The organism is Gardnerella sp. DNF01199S, from assembly GCF_049244155.1.
Classification (GTDB): Bacteria; Actinomycetota; Actinomycetes; order Actinomycetales; family Bifidobacteriaceae; genus Bifidobacterium; species Bifidobacterium piotii.
The window spans coordinates 509,738-526,430 of sequence record NZ_CP058380.1 but is presented as its reverse complement, the minus strand read 5'-3'; the positions used below and the strand labels follow the sequence as shown (position 1 = coordinate 526,430).

Sequence of the window (16,693 nt, the reverse complement as noted above, 5' to 3'; positions counted from 1 at the left end):
ATTTGGTACAAAGTGCGGAAGTTTTTCCGCCAAGTGAAGTAGAGATTCGAGATTTTTCGCAGCGGATGAAGCGAACCTCAGCATGAAATGGTGATTCGCTGAAGTAGCAAGAAAAATCGAGAAGCTCAGCGATGAAAGATACGCAATTGTTCTAGATATTCAGAAGGTTTGATGTATTTCTCTACGAGCAATAAATAGCGCCATCCTAAAACCTAAAACCTTATAATATTAACGTTCATAAACTATCCGTAAAAGTGCGCGTCACTTGCGAGGAGAGAAATACTCAAACCTCGCGCAACAACAAGCAAAGACGCGAGCAACTAAAGATTGGTCAGCTCTGCCATCATCTTATTAACGCCAACATAAGTGTAGTTAACGTCTCCAGGAGGATTAACAACAACCGCAAAGGTTAGCGCTCCCCCCGACTTTCTAGAAACGTTGCCAACCATAGACGAAACATCACCCAAAAATCCAGTTTTAACACGCATCAATCCAGCTGCCGACTTATCAACAAGACGCTTTCTAGCAGAAGTACACCAAACGCCTGGCAAAGCCAAGCCTTCTGCTGCAGCAGCACCAAGCCCCGCCTTAAGATTTTGCGCTTGAACCTGAATCAAAGTAACCGCGCGAACAGCGGATTTAGGCGAAAGTCCCGAGCAATCCGACATATGCAATCCGTTTATATCAATACCTAAATCACGCAAAACATCTTGCACAGCCAAAGTTGCACCCTTTGGAGAATTTGGCTTGCGCATTGCGAGCGCAGTTAAACGCCCGAACTCTTCCGCAAGGGAATTGTCGGAATGCCTTAGCATATACGCCATTATCTCGCTTAGCGGCGCAGAACAAACGCGCGCAATCTGGCTAAAATCGGCGGAAATAAGCGATTTTTTGTAGCTAACATGCATGGAGTCTGCGCCAGAAATTTTAGCCGCCTTAGTGATTTTTGCAGAATCACCATTCCATGCGCGAACGTCAATGCCAGCCTTTTGCAGCAAATTTGCAAAAATCAAACCCGTACTAACAGCAGGATGCCTGTCTAAAAGCGGATAATCGTCGGTATCGTCCGCGTCGTTTCCGTACGAAACCCACGCCGCAAAATCGCGATTACGCCCCTCATCTACAGCCACAGAAGACGTTGGCGCATAAAAACGGCCTTCCTCATCGTTTTCGCTAATAAGCTCAGGATATCTTTTTGCACCAAACAGCGAATCGTCAACAGCAAACTGAACAATCTTAACGCCCCGCTTTTTAAGAGCTGCAGCCGTTTTATTTGCAAGAGTTTCTAAACCTGCTCTACCGTTTACGTGATTCGGGTCGCTTTGCCCAGCACCAAGCAGCATATCTCCGCCGCCGCGCAAAACCAAACGCGCAGCACTCCCACTATCGTCGCAGCTTGCATAAACCAGCGTGTCTAGCGTTGAAACCATGTCTAAAATATGCGAGGCAGCTAGTGCTGTAAGCGTTTTCATTGTAGACGCTGGTTGCAAAGCAAGATCTTCGTTTTTTGCAGCAATAATCTTCCCGTTTGCATCCGCTATAACAGCTGCCGCATTTGGCCCAAGCGCGGGATTTTCAAGGAATGTTTGCAAAACCTTTTCCGCAGCATCTTTGTCAACTGGCTTGTTTTTATCTAATTGCTTTATTAAAGACGCGTAATGCGCTATTTTCTTAGGTTTTGGACTGCTTAGCTCTTGCAAAGATTTATTGTTTTTAATTGCCATTCGCGACTGAATAAAATCGCGATTTTGCAAAAGATCTTTGCTATCAAACAGAATGTATCCGCACATTAGTGATACAACGCTTGCAGCTGCGATTAAGCACACAACAGCGCGATTACGTGACTTTGGCGGCTTTTGCGCACCTAAGCTAGACGTAAATCCAGCTTTTTCTCTTGATTCTTTAGACGTAAAAGCATCTTCTGGAATCTCGATTATATTATCTGGATCCTTAACGTTTTCATCGTCTTGCATGCGCACGCCGCCTGTTTTACCGATTAATTGCAACTCTGTATAACTATACAAGCCATGTAGACTATATAAGAACTACATAAGAATTATATAAGAACTACATAAAGTCTACATAAGCTATACGCTTGCACACATAAATCGCAGCTCTTACGTGCGCATTAATACTCAAGCAGTAATCGAGACAAATCTGCGCAAGTTTTCTACAATGCGAATCATGCGCTTATCCATTACTTTGCCACTAATAATTACGCCAACAGCCAGCACAATCAAACCATTCACTACGAACAGAATGCATGCAATCCACAGCAGTTGCGGCGCAAGAATAATAAACGCAATCACAGCCGCAACCGAAGGAATCATGCAAACTACAGAAAGAAGCATAAAGCCGATAGCTGCAAAACTTCGCCCGCCAGCACTTCCTTGCGGCCTAGAAAATGGCTTTTCGATTGACGCTACAGGGTACATTGCTATGCACGAAGAAATTAAGCCAATGCCTATGGTCGCAAAAGCTACTCCAATTGGAGAAAGAGTTTGGAACATAACTGCATTCACATTTTGCTTAACATTTGCTACAAAGAAAAGGAAAGCATAAACCCCTATTCCAAGAATTGCAAAGTACACAGCGCAAATCACGGACCAAACTATTGCGTGCGCTAAACGATCGTGCAAACCTTTTACGCCAATAATCGCATGCATAGTAAAAGCTGTTCCATCGTATGCAATATTGTTTCCAACAACCATTCCCATAAGCATCGCAGCATTTATCATACAGACAGAAACACCTATGTCCTGTGCTATAGAACCAAATCCTTTAGCATTAAAACTAGTTCCTCCTGCAACTACCAGCATAAAAAGCGGCGTAATAAGCAAAAATAGTTGACGCATATCTCTTCTCATAACGCTAATAATTCGCGCAATAATCGCACCAACTATGTTGTCTGGAACTGATGCAAAGAAGCCGATTCCCTTAGTTTTAACAACTGTTTTTTGCTCACCGCGAAGTAGCTTAGGCTCTAATTTTGCGCAAAATACAGAGATTGCAAAGCAAGCAGCAATCGTCACAACGCAAATAAGGAAGCGAATAACAAGCGCAAGCCAATTGCCATTAATGGCGTCAAGAGGCAAAGCCATAGCCGCACTTAACGGCGTAAAAGCGGAAACAGCGCAGAAACCAAAGCCGAGCACAATTCCGCTTGGATTTTTGTTACCAATATTCACAGTGGCAACAAAAATCATGTACGCTACAAAAATAGCAAAGTAAAAAATGTTTCTTGAATGCTTGTTTATTAAAATAGTGTCCAAAAGCTCAATAAGCATTTTGCTTAAAGACACGATTGTTGCAACGTAAAGCGGAGCTGCAATTACGCTGACTAAAACTGGCACAATTCCAAAGCTTCTGTACGCTAAAGACCACAAAGCAAGCGCGATTGTGCAGCTTATTGAAAATGCTCCAAAAAGAGAGCCAAGAAGCATGCCAGCTTGCTGCTTTACGTAAGGAATGCCATAAAGCGCAAAACTGCGCGATTTTAGAGTTGTATCGCTGCCAAACATAAACACGTTTATAAACAGCGTAAAAATTGACACAATAGACGCAACCATTATTGGAAGAGCTTGGAATTCCTGCCAATTTTTAGTATCTGGAAGCATCCCTGGATCAAGATACTTTCCTGCTTCCCAGCCTGCAAAACCAAGAGCGCATATAATCGCAAGCCCAAAAACAATGACTATACCAAAGCCAATTTTTTGCCACATTGACTTTCGCATAACAGAAAAAGTAAGCGCCCAGCGAAGGCGAACCATTGTAAAAATCATAGACATGATTACTTACCGCCCTTCGCTCACGCGTTGTGGTTGCTTGCGATTGGTGTTGCGCTATCAGACTTGCCGCCGTTAAGCCAGTCGATGCGCGCAGCAGCGTGACGTCCACCAACAAGCTCCATAAAGCGATCCTCAAGATTCTTGCCCTGAGCCACCTCTTCAAGAGTGCCAGAAGCTGCAACGTGGCCTTCGTTAATAATCGCAACGTGCGAGCACATTTTTTCAACCAATTCCATAACGTGCGAAGAAATAATCACCGTGCCGCCAGTAGAAACATACTCGGCTAGAATATCCTTCAAATTTGCGCTAGAAACAGGATCCACTGCCTCAAAAGGCTCGTCCAACACAAGCACGCGAGGGCTGTGAATCATAGCTGTTGCAAGGCAAATCTTCTTAGTCATACCAGTTGAATAGTCCGAAACCATAGTGTTTGCAGCTTCTGTTAAGTCGAAAGCAGAAAGCAAGTCGTTCGCGCGCTTTACAGATTCCGCGCGACTCATATCGCGAAGCATGCCAGCATATGTTAAAAGCTGAAGGCCAGTAATTGTCTTAAAAATCTCGTCTGCTTGAGGCATTAAACCGATTGCGCGCTTAGCGCTATTTACGTTACTCCAAACATCGTTGCCAAAAATCGAAGCCGAGCCAGCATCTGGCATAAGCAAGCCCGTAAGCATTTTAATCGTAGTAGTTTTGCCAGCACCATTAGGGCCTACTAATCCATAGAAGGATCCTGCTGGAATATCTAGCGAAAGATTATCTACAGCAACTTTTTTGCCAAAAGTCTTAACAAATCCGCGAATAGAAACAGCTGGAACATCTTCGTTAGTAGCGTCGTAAGCGTTTGCGCCAAAAACTGGAACGCTGCCAGACGCATTTGCAGAAGGAGCAAAATCTACCATAAAAACCTCGCAACATACAGATAAACGCACGTATTGCGCCACATTAATTGCGCAATCGCACGTTTACACCAAGGCTTCCATTATCTCATATATTGCGTATAAACACACTACGAGATTGTGTAAACTACGCTAAGTGCGGTAGAGATTCGAGATTTTTTGCGGCGAATCGACGACTTCGAGCTGCATAGCGCGCGAGAAGTCACCTCGATTCGCTGAGCCGCTTAGAGCAGAAGCACTGCTTCTGCGCGGCGAAGGCGTGAGCGCGCTGTAACGCGCGAGCGTAGAAACACCCAGCCCTCCTACAACAGCAAGCAAGGAAAACCGCTCGCTCCGATTTACCGCCCCGTGTGATGAATCGGCTTCCACTCGCTCTTAGAGAACACAGCTTGGAACGCAATCGGCACATACGAAAGCATAAAAATCGGGAAGCTAAGCACGTACGCAAAAAGCTCTTTGTTAGTAGCTCCAAGCTTATCGTGTTCTACAAGAATAGTAAGCGAAACAAACACCATCATACCCAAAACGCTTGTAACAGTAGTTGTTATAAAGCTAAGCGTTGAATCAATCTGACTTGCCCACGTAACAAATCCAAATGCTGCAAAGATAAATCCGAGTATAAGGCGAATAATCGCAAGCACCATAAACGGGCAAAGCATAAGCGTAAAATCAACCGACGAAAAATCGCGCTCGCGGATTCCGTGGCGTATAAGAGCCGCTCCGTAATAGCGAAATACTTGCAAGAAGCCCTTACTCCAACGCAGCCTTTGCCTCCAGCTTTGCCTAAACGATACAGGCTGCTCGTCGTAAAGAACCGCCGATCCGCAATAGCCCACTTTGTCGCCATGCAAAATCGAGTCCATTGTAAACTCAAGATCTTCGGTAAGCAGATGGAACTTCCACCCACGATTTCTGTGCATGATTTCGCGCGAAAACATGAATCCCGTTCCACCTGCGTGGCAGCTAGATCCAAAAAGCATGCGCGAATTGTTAGTAAATCGCGATTCGCGTATAAACCACAATGCAGACCCAGAAGACACCCAATTATCCGATAGGTTAACAGAATTTCTGTAGCTTGTTAAAATCTGATACCCAGCGTGGAATCCCTTGTTCATCTCTTCAAAATAGTGCAAATCCAGCTTATTGTCTGCGTCAAAAACAAAGTACGCGTCATAATCTTTGTCTTTTCCAAGCTCCATTATGTGGTCCAAAAGGTAGCTAAGCGCGTAACCTTTGCCAATATGCTGCTTATCGAATCGCTCTATAACATTGCACCCATACTTTCTTCCAACTTGCGCCGTGCTGTCTGTGCAATTGTCGGCAACTAGCCAAATATCTATTAGCTGCTGATTATAAGTTTGATGCTGTATGCACTCTATAAGATTCCCGATTACAGCTTCCTCGTTTCGCGCAGATATTAAAACCGCATAATGCTTGTCCATTGGAGCATTCGGAAACACTACTGGCTTTGCAACAAGCGACGCCACTGCGCAAACGCCTTGGTAAATAACGCTGCTCACGCCGATTATGATTACTAAAACGTCGAAAATAGACAAAAGAATCATTTATTCCACCCGCTTCGTGGATTTGTGTTTGTGTTCGATTTTTTGTTTTTACTTTCGTTTGGAATTGTAGCAGATTTATTTGCTTTCGACTTACCTTGCGACTTATCTTTAGCATTTGCATGCAACCCGTCGGCTGCTTGCGATTCGCAATCCACTTGCCCACTATCCAAATCCGCATTTTCCGCACGCTTCTTAGCAATATCGCGATTAACTGCATCTAAAACATCGCGCGAAATCGCCATAGTAGCAATATATCCAGAATCTTCTTGAGAATTTTGACTTTCGCTAGCATCACTAGAAGAAACACCAGAATCACTAGAAGAAACATAAGCTTGCTTATACCAATACATAATGTCTTCATTAATCGAAACTCTAGAAGACGAGCCTTTCATAACTCGAAGAACCTTGTCTTTAACAGGCTTTACAAAACTATTGCCAATCGCTTCAACACTCGTAACCATAATCGACTTGCGATTAGGCTTTGGATCGTTCATTAATGGAGAATCAACAAGCTTGTACTGCTTTGTGCAAACCTTAAGAATGGCCTGCAAACTTGCGGTAACAGGAAGCGCCAAAAATGCGCCTAGCGCCCCAAAAACAGCACCCATTACCAACACCGACAAAAATGCTACAGCAGGATTTAGGTCCATTGTTTTTTCGGAAATCTTAGGAGAAATCACCATATTTTCAATCTGCTGATAGATGGTCACAAAAACAAGAACAGCCAAAGCTGATGCAAAACCGTTGGAACTCCAAGCAAACACGATTGGCAAAGCTCCACCCAAATACGTACCAATCGTAGGCACAAATTGCGAAACTATTCCACAAAACAGCGCAAGCGGAAGCCAATACGGAACTTTCATAAATATTAGGAAAATCGCAGTACCCGTTGCATTAATCGCAGCCAAAATTGTGCGCGAGAATAAGAAGCTCGATATTTGCTCTTGAACAACCGACCATATAAACAAAAATCGCCTTTGAGACTTAGGATTCAGCAAGCGACACACGCTTCTACGCATTGCAGGACCTGCAGCCGAAATATAATAAGTAACCATCAAAATGGTAAGCAAATCAAGCAAAGCGGCCATCAAACCCCAGGTGGTGTTAAGTGCAAAACCGCCAAAATCCACAACCCACGATGTTTGAATGTTGCGCAAAATCTCCATTCCAAGCTGCTCGATATTTGGCATCTTAAATCCAGTGGAATTTAACACAAAATGCGCAAATTGGTTGTATAAATCAGGTAAACCAAGAACCATGGAAACAGCTTGTTGCACAAAAAGATTGCCAAAAAGAACAAGCAGCAAAATAATAACCGCAAGCAGCCCAACCAAGCTTGCCAAAGACGCAAAAGCCCTACTCCAACCGTGTTTTATAAGGCGCACAACAAGTGGCTCTATTGCCAACGCTATAAAAATGGAGATTACAACGTCGAAAACTATAAAAGCTATACTTCCCCACGCAAACCAAACAAAAATCGCAACAAATGCTGCGATTACCGCATACATAAGCGCGCGACTTAGCCAATCAGGAGGCCTTCGATTATCTCCCTTAGCTGGAAAAATCGAAGCTAAGTCGATTTTTGCGCTTGTGCCGTTGCTATCCATACGGCTTTCGTGGTTTTCTTTATTTGTCATAAATTCCATTGTACTTTACAAAGCGTGTAACACAATCAACAAAGCGTGTAACACAATCGTAACCAGATAGTCGAGTCGCTGAAATACAAAATCATATACAACAATCTAAACTATTTACTGAGATTTTTATGAAAGGATCGTGGCATGACCACTTTGCAAACTAAAGAAGATGCCGAGGCTTTGATTAAGCAAGAAGGCATTGAGTACGTATCTGTTCGATTTACTGATTTGATTGGTGTTCAGCAGCATTTTACTGTGCCAGCAAGCGAATTCTTAAACAGCGCATTTACGGATGGAATGGCTTTCGACGGCTCTTCTATGCAAGGATTCCAAGCTATTAACGAGTCCGACATGAAGCTTATTCCAGACGTAGACACCGCATACATTGACCCATTCCGCAAGCATAAGACTTTGAACGTTGCTTTTTCGATTGTGGATCCTGTAACAGACGAGCCTTATTCTAGAGACCCTCGCCAAGTGGCAATTAAGGCAGAAGCCTACTTAAAGGCCACTGGCATTGCAGATACCGCAAGCTTTGCTCCAGAAGCCGAGTTCTTTATTTTCGACAAGGTTCGTTTTGCAAACGACATGCAGCGTTCCTTCTACGAGGTGGATTCTAACGAAGCTCCTTGGAATTCTGGCATCGACACCGAAGACGATGGCAGCAACAACATTGGTTTTAAGAATCGCGTAAAGCACGGATACTTCCCTGTGCCACCTGTTGATCACAACCAAGACTTGCGCGACGACATGGTTTACAATCTTCAAAAGGTTGGTTTGATTCTTGAGCGTTCCCACCACGAGGTTGGCGGCGCAGGCCAGCAGGAGATTAACTACCGTTACAACACGCTTGTTCACGCTGGCGACGACTTAATGAAGTACAAGTACGTTGTTCACGAGACTGCTGCTTTGGCTGGCAAGGCTGCAACGTTTATGCCTAAGCCAATTGCTGGAGATAACGGCACTGGCATGCATTGCCATCAATCGCTTTGGAAAGATGGCAAGCCATTGTTCTATGCGGAAACTGGTTATGCTCAGCTTTCCGATATTGCGCGTTGGTACATTGGCGGCCTTATTAAGCACGCGTCTTCTGTGCTCGCTTTTACGAATCCTTCGCTTAACTCTTACCACCGCCTTGTTCCAGGCTACGAAGCTCCAGTCAACTTGGTTTACTCTGCTCGTAACCGTTCTGCAGCTATTCGTATTCCTCTTGCTGGAGATGCTCCTGCTGCTAAGCGTATTGAGTTCCGCGCGCCAGATCCTTCTTGTAACCCGTTCTTGGCGTTCTCTGCTCAGCTTATGGCTGGCTTAGACGGCATTATGAACCACATTGAGCCTCCTGCTCCTGTTGATAAGGATTTGTACGAGCTTCCTCCAGAAGAGCACGACGGAATTAAGCAGGTTCCTTCTTCTCTTGGTGAGGCTTTGCAGGCTTTGGAAGAAGATCACGACTTCCTTATGCAAGGAGATGTGTTTACTAGCGACTTGATTGAGACTTGGCTTAATCTAAAGCACGAAGAGATGGATATGGCTCGTTTGGCTCCAACGCCACTTGAGTACGAGCTTTACTTCCACATCTGATGCGAATAATGCGTAATAAATCGCGATAATACGCAAAAATACGCGATAAGCAAATCCCCCGCAAGAAAACTTGTGGGGGATTTTAATTTGCATTCGTCTTTTATTTTAAATCGCAAAGCCTAGTGTTCTAGCAGCGTTTACAGGAACTGCCTCATCTGCCCAATAATCCTCAAGATTTTCGTCGCTAGAAAGCGAGCGCATTTCTGCGCGATCAATGTAAAGCTCACCGCGCAAATGATCCGTCTCGTGCTGGAAGATTCGCGCTGGCCAACCGTGCAAGCGTTGCGAATGTTGCTTTCCATCCTCGTCTTGCCAAGTGGCTTGAATGTCTAGCCAGCGTTGACGAACAGCTTGATACCCAGCAACGCTTAAGCAGCCCTCATAGAAGCTGCGCGTTTGCGTGCCAATTGGCTCATAGTGCGGGTTAATAATCGCCCTAAATGGCAATTCCGCAATATCTCTAGGGTCGTCTTCGTCATCCCTAACGTGGTCTTCTACAACCGCAATCGCTAAGCCAAGCCCGATTTGCGGAGCGGCCAAACCAACTCCTGGAGCGTCTAGCATAGTGCTGTGCATAAGCGAAATAAGCTTATTAAGCGTTGCGCGCGTAAGCTGACCATCGTAAGCAACCGTGCGCTGCCTTAAAACAGGCTCCCCTGCTTGAACAATCGACAAAACGCCATCTTCTGTAGCAGAATCCAAAAGGCGCTCTACTGCGCGGCTAAGCTTAGTGTCGACACTTGCGTGATGCGTAAACATAGGACTCCTTTACAAGGCGATTCTACAAAACTTCTAACTCTATAAGTCTAACTTTGACTATTGTTGATAAAACACGTACATCAACAACAATACCAAAAGAATCAGTATATCAAGATTATCCGCGTTTTGTAGCTGTAAACGGCGTGTCTAACAACATTTTCTGGCAATCGCTCGCGCGCTACAGCTTAAGATTATCCGTTACAACTTGTGCAAGTCGTGCGCAAACCTCATCTGCTTGCTCTTGCGTTGCAGCTTCGCACATAACGCGCACAAGTGGCTCCGTTCCGCTTGGTCTAAGAAGAACGCGACCCGTGTCTCCCAAAAGCGCACTTTCCTTCTCTACAGCATTAAGAACAGCAGCATTTGTCTTAGACGCCATCTTATCTACATTCGGCACATTTACTAAGCATTGCGGAAGTTGTGGGAAGTCGGCAGCCATTTGCGAAAGCTTCTTGCCTTCGCGCACAACTTCGCGGCACAACGTAAGCGCTGTAAGAGTGCCATCTCCCGTGGTTGCAAACTCGCGATTAATCACATGCCCTGACTGCTCGCCGCCAAGAGAATAATCGCCTCTAAGCATTTCTTCTAGAACGTAGCGGTCTCCAACGCTTGTTTGAACGGTAGAGATGCCCATGTCTTTTAGCGCAAGCTTTAATCCAAGATTGCTCATTACAGTAACCACAAGAGTATTGTGATTCAGCTTGCCTTCGGCCTTCTTAGAACGCGCAAGAATGCCCATGATTTGGTCGCCATTAACCATGTTTCCGTTTTCATCAACAGCCAAGCATCGGTCTGCATCTCCGTCGAAAGCTACTCCTAAATCGGCCTTAGACGCCTTAACCATGGCTTGCAACTGCTCGGGATGCGTGGAACCCGCGTGATCGTTAATGTTGTACCCATCTGGAGAAGCGTTAATAACAATCACTTCTGCGCCAGCCCTGCGCAATGCTTCTGGAGCCACTACAGACGTTGCGCCATTTGCGCAATCTGCCACTACTCTAAGACCTGCAAGAGGCTTAGGACGAGTAGAAGACTCACTGCTTAAAGGCGCTACAGAAGAAACAAGATGATCAATATAAAGATTTGTAGCTGTAGTAGTATCGTGGCTGATTCGCCCAACACCGCTGCCAGTAGGACGCTGCCAATCCTTACCTAAAACCGCCTCAATCTCGTCTTCTTTACTGTCTGGAAGCTTAAAACCACCGCGCGCAAAGAACTTGATTCCATTATCTGGCATTGGATTATGCGAAGCAGATATTACTGCACCCATCTCTACGTTTAGCACAGAAGTTAAAAAGGCCACGCCAGGAGTTGGGATTATGCCAGCGTCTATAACGTCAAATCCGCCTGCACTCATGCCTGCAGCTAAAGCGGACGCTAGAAAATCGCCAGAAACGCGAGTATCGCGACCAACCAGCGCCCTTCTCCTAGCGTGCATTTTCTTCCCTGTATCTTCGCTATTTGAATCACTGCTATGCGTTACCTCTCCTAAAACACGAACGGCAGCATCGCCTAAATCTAGCGCTAATTGTGCAGTTAAATCACGATTCGCTAATCCTCTAACGCCATCGGTACCGAACATATTTGGCATAATCAGACTCTTTCAATTAGATTTCAAAAAACACACTGCATTCCATTTTACTCTGCAATGCGCTAGACGCGCCACAGTTTCACGCTACGACTTAAGCACTTAATAATTAAACACAAAACCAGGTTATAAACCTAATATATGCACAAAAACAATTAAGTCCGCCTAAAAAGACGGACTTAATATCTAATGCTATTTAATGCTATCTAATTCTTAAAGTGATTAAATCACTCAAATAAAACCGATAATCTAAAATCAGGCTTCTACTGGAGCATTAACATCTGCAGGCAAAGCAGCCTTAGCAGCTTCAACGATTGCCTTAAAGGTCTCGACGTCGCTAACAGCAAGCTCTGCCAAAGCGCGGCGATCCAATTCGATGCCAGCTAAGCGCAAACCCTGAATAAAGCGGTTGTAGGTGATTCCTTCTGCGCGAACAGCAGCGTTAATGCGCTGAATCCACAACTTGCGGAAGTCGCCCTTGCGAGCCTTGCGGTCGCGGAAGTTATAAGTAAATGAGTGAAGCAGCTGTTCCTTTGCCTTGCGATAAAGGCGGGAACGCTGACCGCGATAACCCGAAGCCCTATCAAGAACAACGCGACGCTTCTTGTGAGCATTAACTGCGCGTTTTACTCGTGCCATAAGTATTCCTCAGCTTTCTTAAAAATTTTTAATTGCGTCTTCGTTTTACTGCACTTACTTAGTTAGCAAGCCCTTCAAATTCTTGCTCTGTGCTGTAGCTAAAACCTTATCTGCAGACAAAGCACGACGCTTACGAGCAGACTTATGCTCCAAGTTGTGGCGCATTGCGCTACCATCGTGCATTACCTTACCAGTGCCGGTGAGGCGAACGCGCTTGGACGCTGCGGAATTAGTTTTCATCTTCGGCATTGCTGCCCTCCTTATGATTCTGATCAGATTCTACAGAAGCTTTTGCGGACACATCGGCCGCTGCCTGAGCTCCTTGCTTTGCCGCAAGTCGTGCTGCTTGACGAGCTTGACGCTCTGCGCGCGATTCAGCGCCTCTACGACGCTGCTCAGACTGAGTATGAATCTTTTTACCCTTAGGCGCGAGAGTCATTATTATGTTACGACCCTCTTGCTTAGGGGCAAACTCCACGGTTCCACTTTCGGAAACCTCATCTGCAAGCCTACGCAATAACTCAACTCCGCCTACAGGCCTCGACTGTTCGCGGCCGCGCAGCATAATGGTGACTTTTACTTTGTCTCCACCATTTAGGAATCGAAGAACATGACCCTTCTTAACGTCGAAATCGTGGTCGTCAATCTTGAGTCGGAAACGAATTTCCTTAATCTCGGCCGTACTTTGATTACGACGCGCTTCACGAGCCTTAATCTTCTCGTTGTACTTGTACTTACCGTAGTCAATAAGCTTGGCTACAGGAGGCTTAGCAGTAGGCGCAACCTCTACAAGATCGAGGTTTGCTTCCTTTGCCAGGTTCAACGCTACCGAGGTCGCAATAACACCCACCTGCTCGCCTTTCGGACCGATAAGGCGTACTTGTGAGACGCGAATCTCTTCGTTAATGCGTGGTTCGTCGCTAATGATGACTCCAATCCTTGTTAAAACAGTGGAACAGCGCACCAAAAGGTCAAAGATAAATTCAAGTTCAAACATCAATCAAATGCGCTCAAAAATAGCGCTGTAGCAAGCATATTGCCACGTGACCGAAGTCATGAACCCGAAACCCTTTAGGCTTCCAGGTGGGATATACCACTTTCTTGATTACTCAAGCCAAATGTCTATTCTACTTGGAGCCTTGACAATAATGAATGACAATAATCAAGCATGCTCAAAAATACTAAACAAGTCGCATTAAATCTCAACAAATCGCAACAAAACACGCGATATAATCGCAATTCCGCGCGCGCGATATTATATGACTATGGAGCCTTTGAAGCGCTGCGTTGTTTTAGCAGCTGGAGATTATTACGACCATACGCGCGAACACGTTCCTGATCGCGCTTTAACTATTGCAGCAGATGGTGGCTGGGATCATGCATGCAGACTTGGTTTGCATGTTGATGCTCTAATTGGCGACTTTGACTCTGTGCGATTAAAGCTCCCAACAGACGCTGCGATTACGCGACTTCCTGCAGAAAAAGATGACCCTGATTTGCTTTCTGCTCTTAAAGTTGGCTGGTCTAAAGGCTCTAGAGAATTCCATATTTTTGGCGGCTTAGGCGGCCGCGTTGATCACACGATTTCCAATATTCAGCTTATGGTTCGACTTGCAGTTAGAGGCGGAATTGGATTCTTATATGGAGACGGCACGATTGTTACAGCAATTCACAACGGTTCCCTTGACTTTCCTGCGTCAGGCGGTCCCGAAGGCCGAATGGTTTCTGTGTTCTCACACACGCCTGTTTCTAGCGATGTAAACGAGATTGGGCTTAAATATCAACTTCAGCACGAAACTATGTATGGCGATGCCGTTCAAGGATTAAGCAACGAATTACTAAACGACACTCCTGCGCATATTGACGTTCACGAAGGCACTCTTGTAATCACATTCCCTATAGACGCTCCACTGCCGCAAGTTAGCTGGTTTAAGCGACCAGTTGGCGATTTGGGAGATATAAACACCAGTGTTTCAAGCGCTCTCGCCGTTTCGCCAAAGTAGTTTTTGGCTTACATTTTATTGGCCTACATTTCAATTCCAGGAATCATGCTGCTGTTTTCCGATATACTTTTGGCTAATTTTTCTACAGTATTTTCTAAAACGTGATTAATCTTGTTGCTATTAACAGTTGTAATAGTTTCTATTAGATCGTTGTAGAAATCTTTATCTCCAGTAAAAGATTCCCAAAATTCTTGGCCAATTTTTACAGTATAACCTTCGGCTTCAATCCTCTTATAATTCGCCGATAAATCTTCTCTGGAACCATACAAAATACCAACTACGCAATCAGTTAATGGATTTATATCTTTAGACCCATTTGTTTTAGCCAATCTTGCTAAATCTTTAAAATGGTCACATATTGTTTTTACATCATCTTTATTAATTGTTTCTGGACCAGATTTTAACTGACAATAAATATGACGATTTGTAAAACTATCTTTATATTCAATATCTATTCCAGATGTTGTAGACGCAAATCCACTCAAAACTTGAGAACTCAACTTTTGTATTGCAGAACCAAAAGATGTAGAAATAGAAGTTCCAAGAACTCTAGGATATAAAATTGCCTTAGCAATTGAACGCGGCGAGGCATCACCAAAAGCAAATCTAGAAAGATATGCTATTAAGAATGGATTAAAGCTGATCTTCTTTATATCAACAAGTTTTTCGGTGTTTTTTACATGATTTTCTATTACTTGCTTATCAAAAAAAGATGAAATCTGGCTTAAAATATTCTTTCTTTCAATATCTGAAAACATAAAATCTCCCTTGACTATTCACAAAACAAACAGGCTAACATGCCGAATTTTGTATTAGAAAATTATAACATAGATAAGGCTTGAGATTTTAATTCATCGGTAGTTATATTCGATAAATCAACAGGCTTAATATCTCTAAACAACTCTCTATTTTCACCACTTAGCATAGCGATTATTGCTCTACCAACATGATAAGCAAGATTGCAAGGAACAGCATTGCCTATCTGCTTATATTTGCTTGCCATACTGCCTTCAAATTCCCAACTATCTGGAAAAGATTGAATGCGAGCATATTCTCTTACCGTTAATGGTCTAGTTTCAGCTGGATGACATCTTTCTGTTTGTCTTTGTGCTGGAGAACATGTGAGAGTGAGTGACGGCTCATTCCACGAGAGTCGCCTTGCCATACCAGTTTTTCCGCCTGGCAAATTGAACGAACCCTTCATGTAATCTTTTTGAACATCCAAAGGAAGATCACGCCAATAGCCTCCAGGAGGTACTAAGTCTAAAACCTTCTTCTTGCTTTCTGGATACGTTGCACCCTCTGATTTTGGGCACTCTCCTATTGCATCCCATAATGTAAGAACATCACTGTTTTCTTTAGGGAATAAAATCGGAATATCTAAATCTTTTCTAACTCCGATTATGACTAATCGCTCACGCTTTTGAGCAACGTCAAGAAATTGAGCGCGCAAAACTTTTAAAGCAACTTTATAGCCCAAACTATCCAAAGTATTTAGCATAACCATAATGGTTTTTCCAGAATCGTGAGTAAGCAATCCGCGAACATTTTCCATCATCAATACTTTTGGCTTAACTTGTTTAATAGCCCGCGCAAATTCAAAGAAAAGTGTTCCTCTTGAATCTTCAAATCCTTTAGACAATCCAGCATACGAAAACGCTTGACAAGGAACACCACCTTGCAATAAGTCAACTTTTCCTCTGTATTTAGAAAAATCAATATTGTGAATATCTTCTTCTACAACATTCCATTCAGGATTATTTTTGCGCAAAGTTGCACACGCATATTTGTCTACCTCATTTAACATTAAATGATTAAAACCAGCGTTACTCATTCCTAGTGCAGTTCCTCCAGCGCCAGCAAATAACTCAATTGACGTAAAGCGAGTTTTATTGTTTTTTAACACAAAAAAATGAGATTTTTTATTTTCACTATGATTTTCATAACGATTTTTAATACGTTCCAAGTCTGAAATTTTGAAAAGTCGTTTGTTGTTTGAATCCCTAACACATATTAAAAGTCCCAGTTTTGCCCAACGTCGTATAGTATCTATAGAAACGCCGATAATACGCGATGCTTGCCCAGCGGTTACATTTGAATCTTTGCTAGGGATAATATTAACAGTGACTTTAGCTTTATGCTCTAGACCTTCTAAGACTTGCGTACTTTTCTTCATAAAAACAGCATACCACAATTCTTGTAACCTTTGCATATGCAATGGTTATGATTCTATAAAA

14 protein-coding genes are annotated in these 16,693 nt (G+C 43.9%); 2 read left to right on the top strand and 12 right to left on the bottom strand.

Features of this window, described 5'->3' with window-relative positions; genetic code table 11:
- Positions 1 to 320 precede the first annotated feature (320 nt).
- The 5 genes from HXT45_RS02045 to HXT45_RS02025 all read right to left on the bottom strand — a co-directional run bounded on the left by HXT45_RS02045 (position 321) and on the right by HXT45_RS02025 (position 7,886).
- On the bottom strand, positions 321 to 1,973 hold the full coding sequence (locus HXT45_RS02045; RefSeq protein ID WP_421782088.1) for a D-alanyl-D-alanine carboxypeptidase/D-alanyl-D-alanine-endopeptidase: 1,653 nt from the start codon (positions 1,971 to 1,973) through the stop codon (positions 321 to 323).
- Between the two features lie 162 nt (positions 1,974 to 2,135).
- Positions 2,136 to 3,788: a hypothetical protein gene (locus HXT45_RS02040; RefSeq protein WP_421782086.1), complete on the bottom strand. Its 1,653-nt coding sequence runs from the start codon at positions 3,786 to 3,788 to the stop codon at positions 2,136 to 2,138.
- A gap of 20 nt (positions 3,789 to 3,808) precedes the next feature.
- Positions 3,809 to 4,687: an ABC transporter ATP-binding protein gene (locus HXT45_RS02035; RefSeq protein WP_421782084.1), complete on the bottom strand. Its 879-nt coding sequence runs from the start codon at positions 4,685 to 4,687 to the stop codon at positions 3,809 to 3,811.
- 335 nt (positions 4,688 to 5,022) lie between these two features.
- Positions 5,023 to 6,249, bottom strand: coding sequence for a glycosyltransferase family 2 protein (locus HXT45_RS02030; protein ID WP_004130024.1), 1,227 nt, complete (start codon positions 6,247 to 6,249; stop codon positions 5,023 to 5,025).
- On the bottom strand, positions 6,246 to 7,886 hold the full coding sequence (locus tag HXT45_RS02025) for an AI-2E family transporter (RefSeq protein WP_004130021.1): 1,641 nt from the start codon (positions 7,884 to 7,886) through the stop codon (positions 6,246 to 6,248). The genes HXT45_RS02030 and HXT45_RS02025 overlap by 4 nt, the downstream gene beginning before the upstream one ends.
- 144 nt (positions 7,887 to 8,030) lie before the next feature.
- Between HXT45_RS02025 and glnA the strand changes: the two genes are divergently transcribed.
- Entirely contained in the window at positions 8,031 to 9,467 is a 1,437-nt protein-coding gene (gene glnA, locus HXT45_RS02020; protein WP_004132709.1) for a type I glutamate--ammonia ligase, read from the top strand.
- Between the two features lie 105 nt (positions 9,468 to 9,572).
- Here glnA and HXT45_RS02015 read toward each other — a convergent pair whose 3' ends face one another.
- The 5 genes from HXT45_RS02015 to infC all read right to left on the bottom strand — a co-directional run bounded on the left by HXT45_RS02015 (position 9,573) and on the right by infC (position 13,450).
- On the bottom strand, positions 9,573 to 10,226 hold the full coding sequence (locus tag HXT45_RS02015) for a peptide deformylase (RefSeq protein ID WP_004130015.1): 654 nt from the start codon (positions 10,224 to 10,226) through the stop codon (positions 9,573 to 9,575).
- A 178-nt stretch (positions 10,227 to 10,404) separates the two neighbouring features.
- Complete coding sequence (gene glmM, locus HXT45_RS02010) at positions 10,405 to 11,817, bottom strand: phosphoglucosamine mutase (protein ID WP_421782082.1); 1,413 nt, start codon at positions 11,815 to 11,817, stop codon at positions 10,405 to 10,407.
- Between the two features lie 252 nt (positions 11,818 to 12,069).
- On the bottom strand, positions 12,070 to 12,453 hold the full coding sequence (rplT, locus tag HXT45_RS02005) for a 50S ribosomal protein L20 (RefSeq protein ID WP_004114536.1): 384 nt from the start codon (positions 12,451 to 12,453) through the stop codon (positions 12,070 to 12,072).
- A 54-nt stretch (positions 12,454 to 12,507) separates the two neighbouring features.
- The gene (rpmI, locus tag HXT45_RS02000; RefSeq protein ID WP_004132712.1) at positions 12,508 to 12,702 is read right to left on the bottom strand and encodes a 50S ribosomal protein L35; all 195 of its coding nucleotides are present in this window, start codon (positions 12,700 to 12,702) and stop codon (positions 12,508 to 12,510) included.
- Positions 12,683 to 13,450: a translation initiation factor IF-3 gene (gene infC / locus HXT45_RS01995; protein ID WP_016636400.1), complete on the bottom strand. Its 768-nt coding sequence runs from the start codon at positions 13,448 to 13,450 to the stop codon at positions 12,683 to 12,685. Before infC ends, rpmI begins: the two co-directional genes overlap by 20 nt.
- 268 nt (positions 13,451 to 13,718) lie before the next feature.
- On the opposite strand from infC, the gene HXT45_RS01990 reads away from it, so the two are divergent.
- Positions 13,719 to 14,456, top strand: a complete 738-nt coding sequence (locus tag HXT45_RS01990; RefSeq protein ID WP_115761743.1) for a thiamine diphosphokinase — start codon at positions 13,719 to 13,721, stop codon at positions 14,454 to 14,456.
- A 23-nt stretch (positions 14,457 to 14,479) separates the two neighbouring features.
- On the opposite strand, the gene HXT45_RS01985 is transcribed toward HXT45_RS01990, so the two are convergent.
- Both HXT45_RS01985 and dcm read right to left on the bottom strand, forming a co-directional pair.
- Entirely contained in the window at positions 14,480 to 15,214 is a 735-nt protein-coding gene (locus HXT45_RS01985; protein WP_421782080.1) for a PmeII family type II restriction endonuclease, read from the bottom strand.
- Between the two features lie 62 nt (positions 15,215 to 15,276).
- On the bottom strand, positions 15,277 to 16,668 hold the full coding sequence (gene dcm / locus HXT45_RS01980) for a DNA (cytosine-5-)-methyltransferase (protein ID WP_018637527.1): 1,392 nt from the start codon (positions 16,666 to 16,668) through the stop codon (positions 15,277 to 15,279).
- Positions 16,669 to 16,693: the final 25 nt, after the last annotated feature.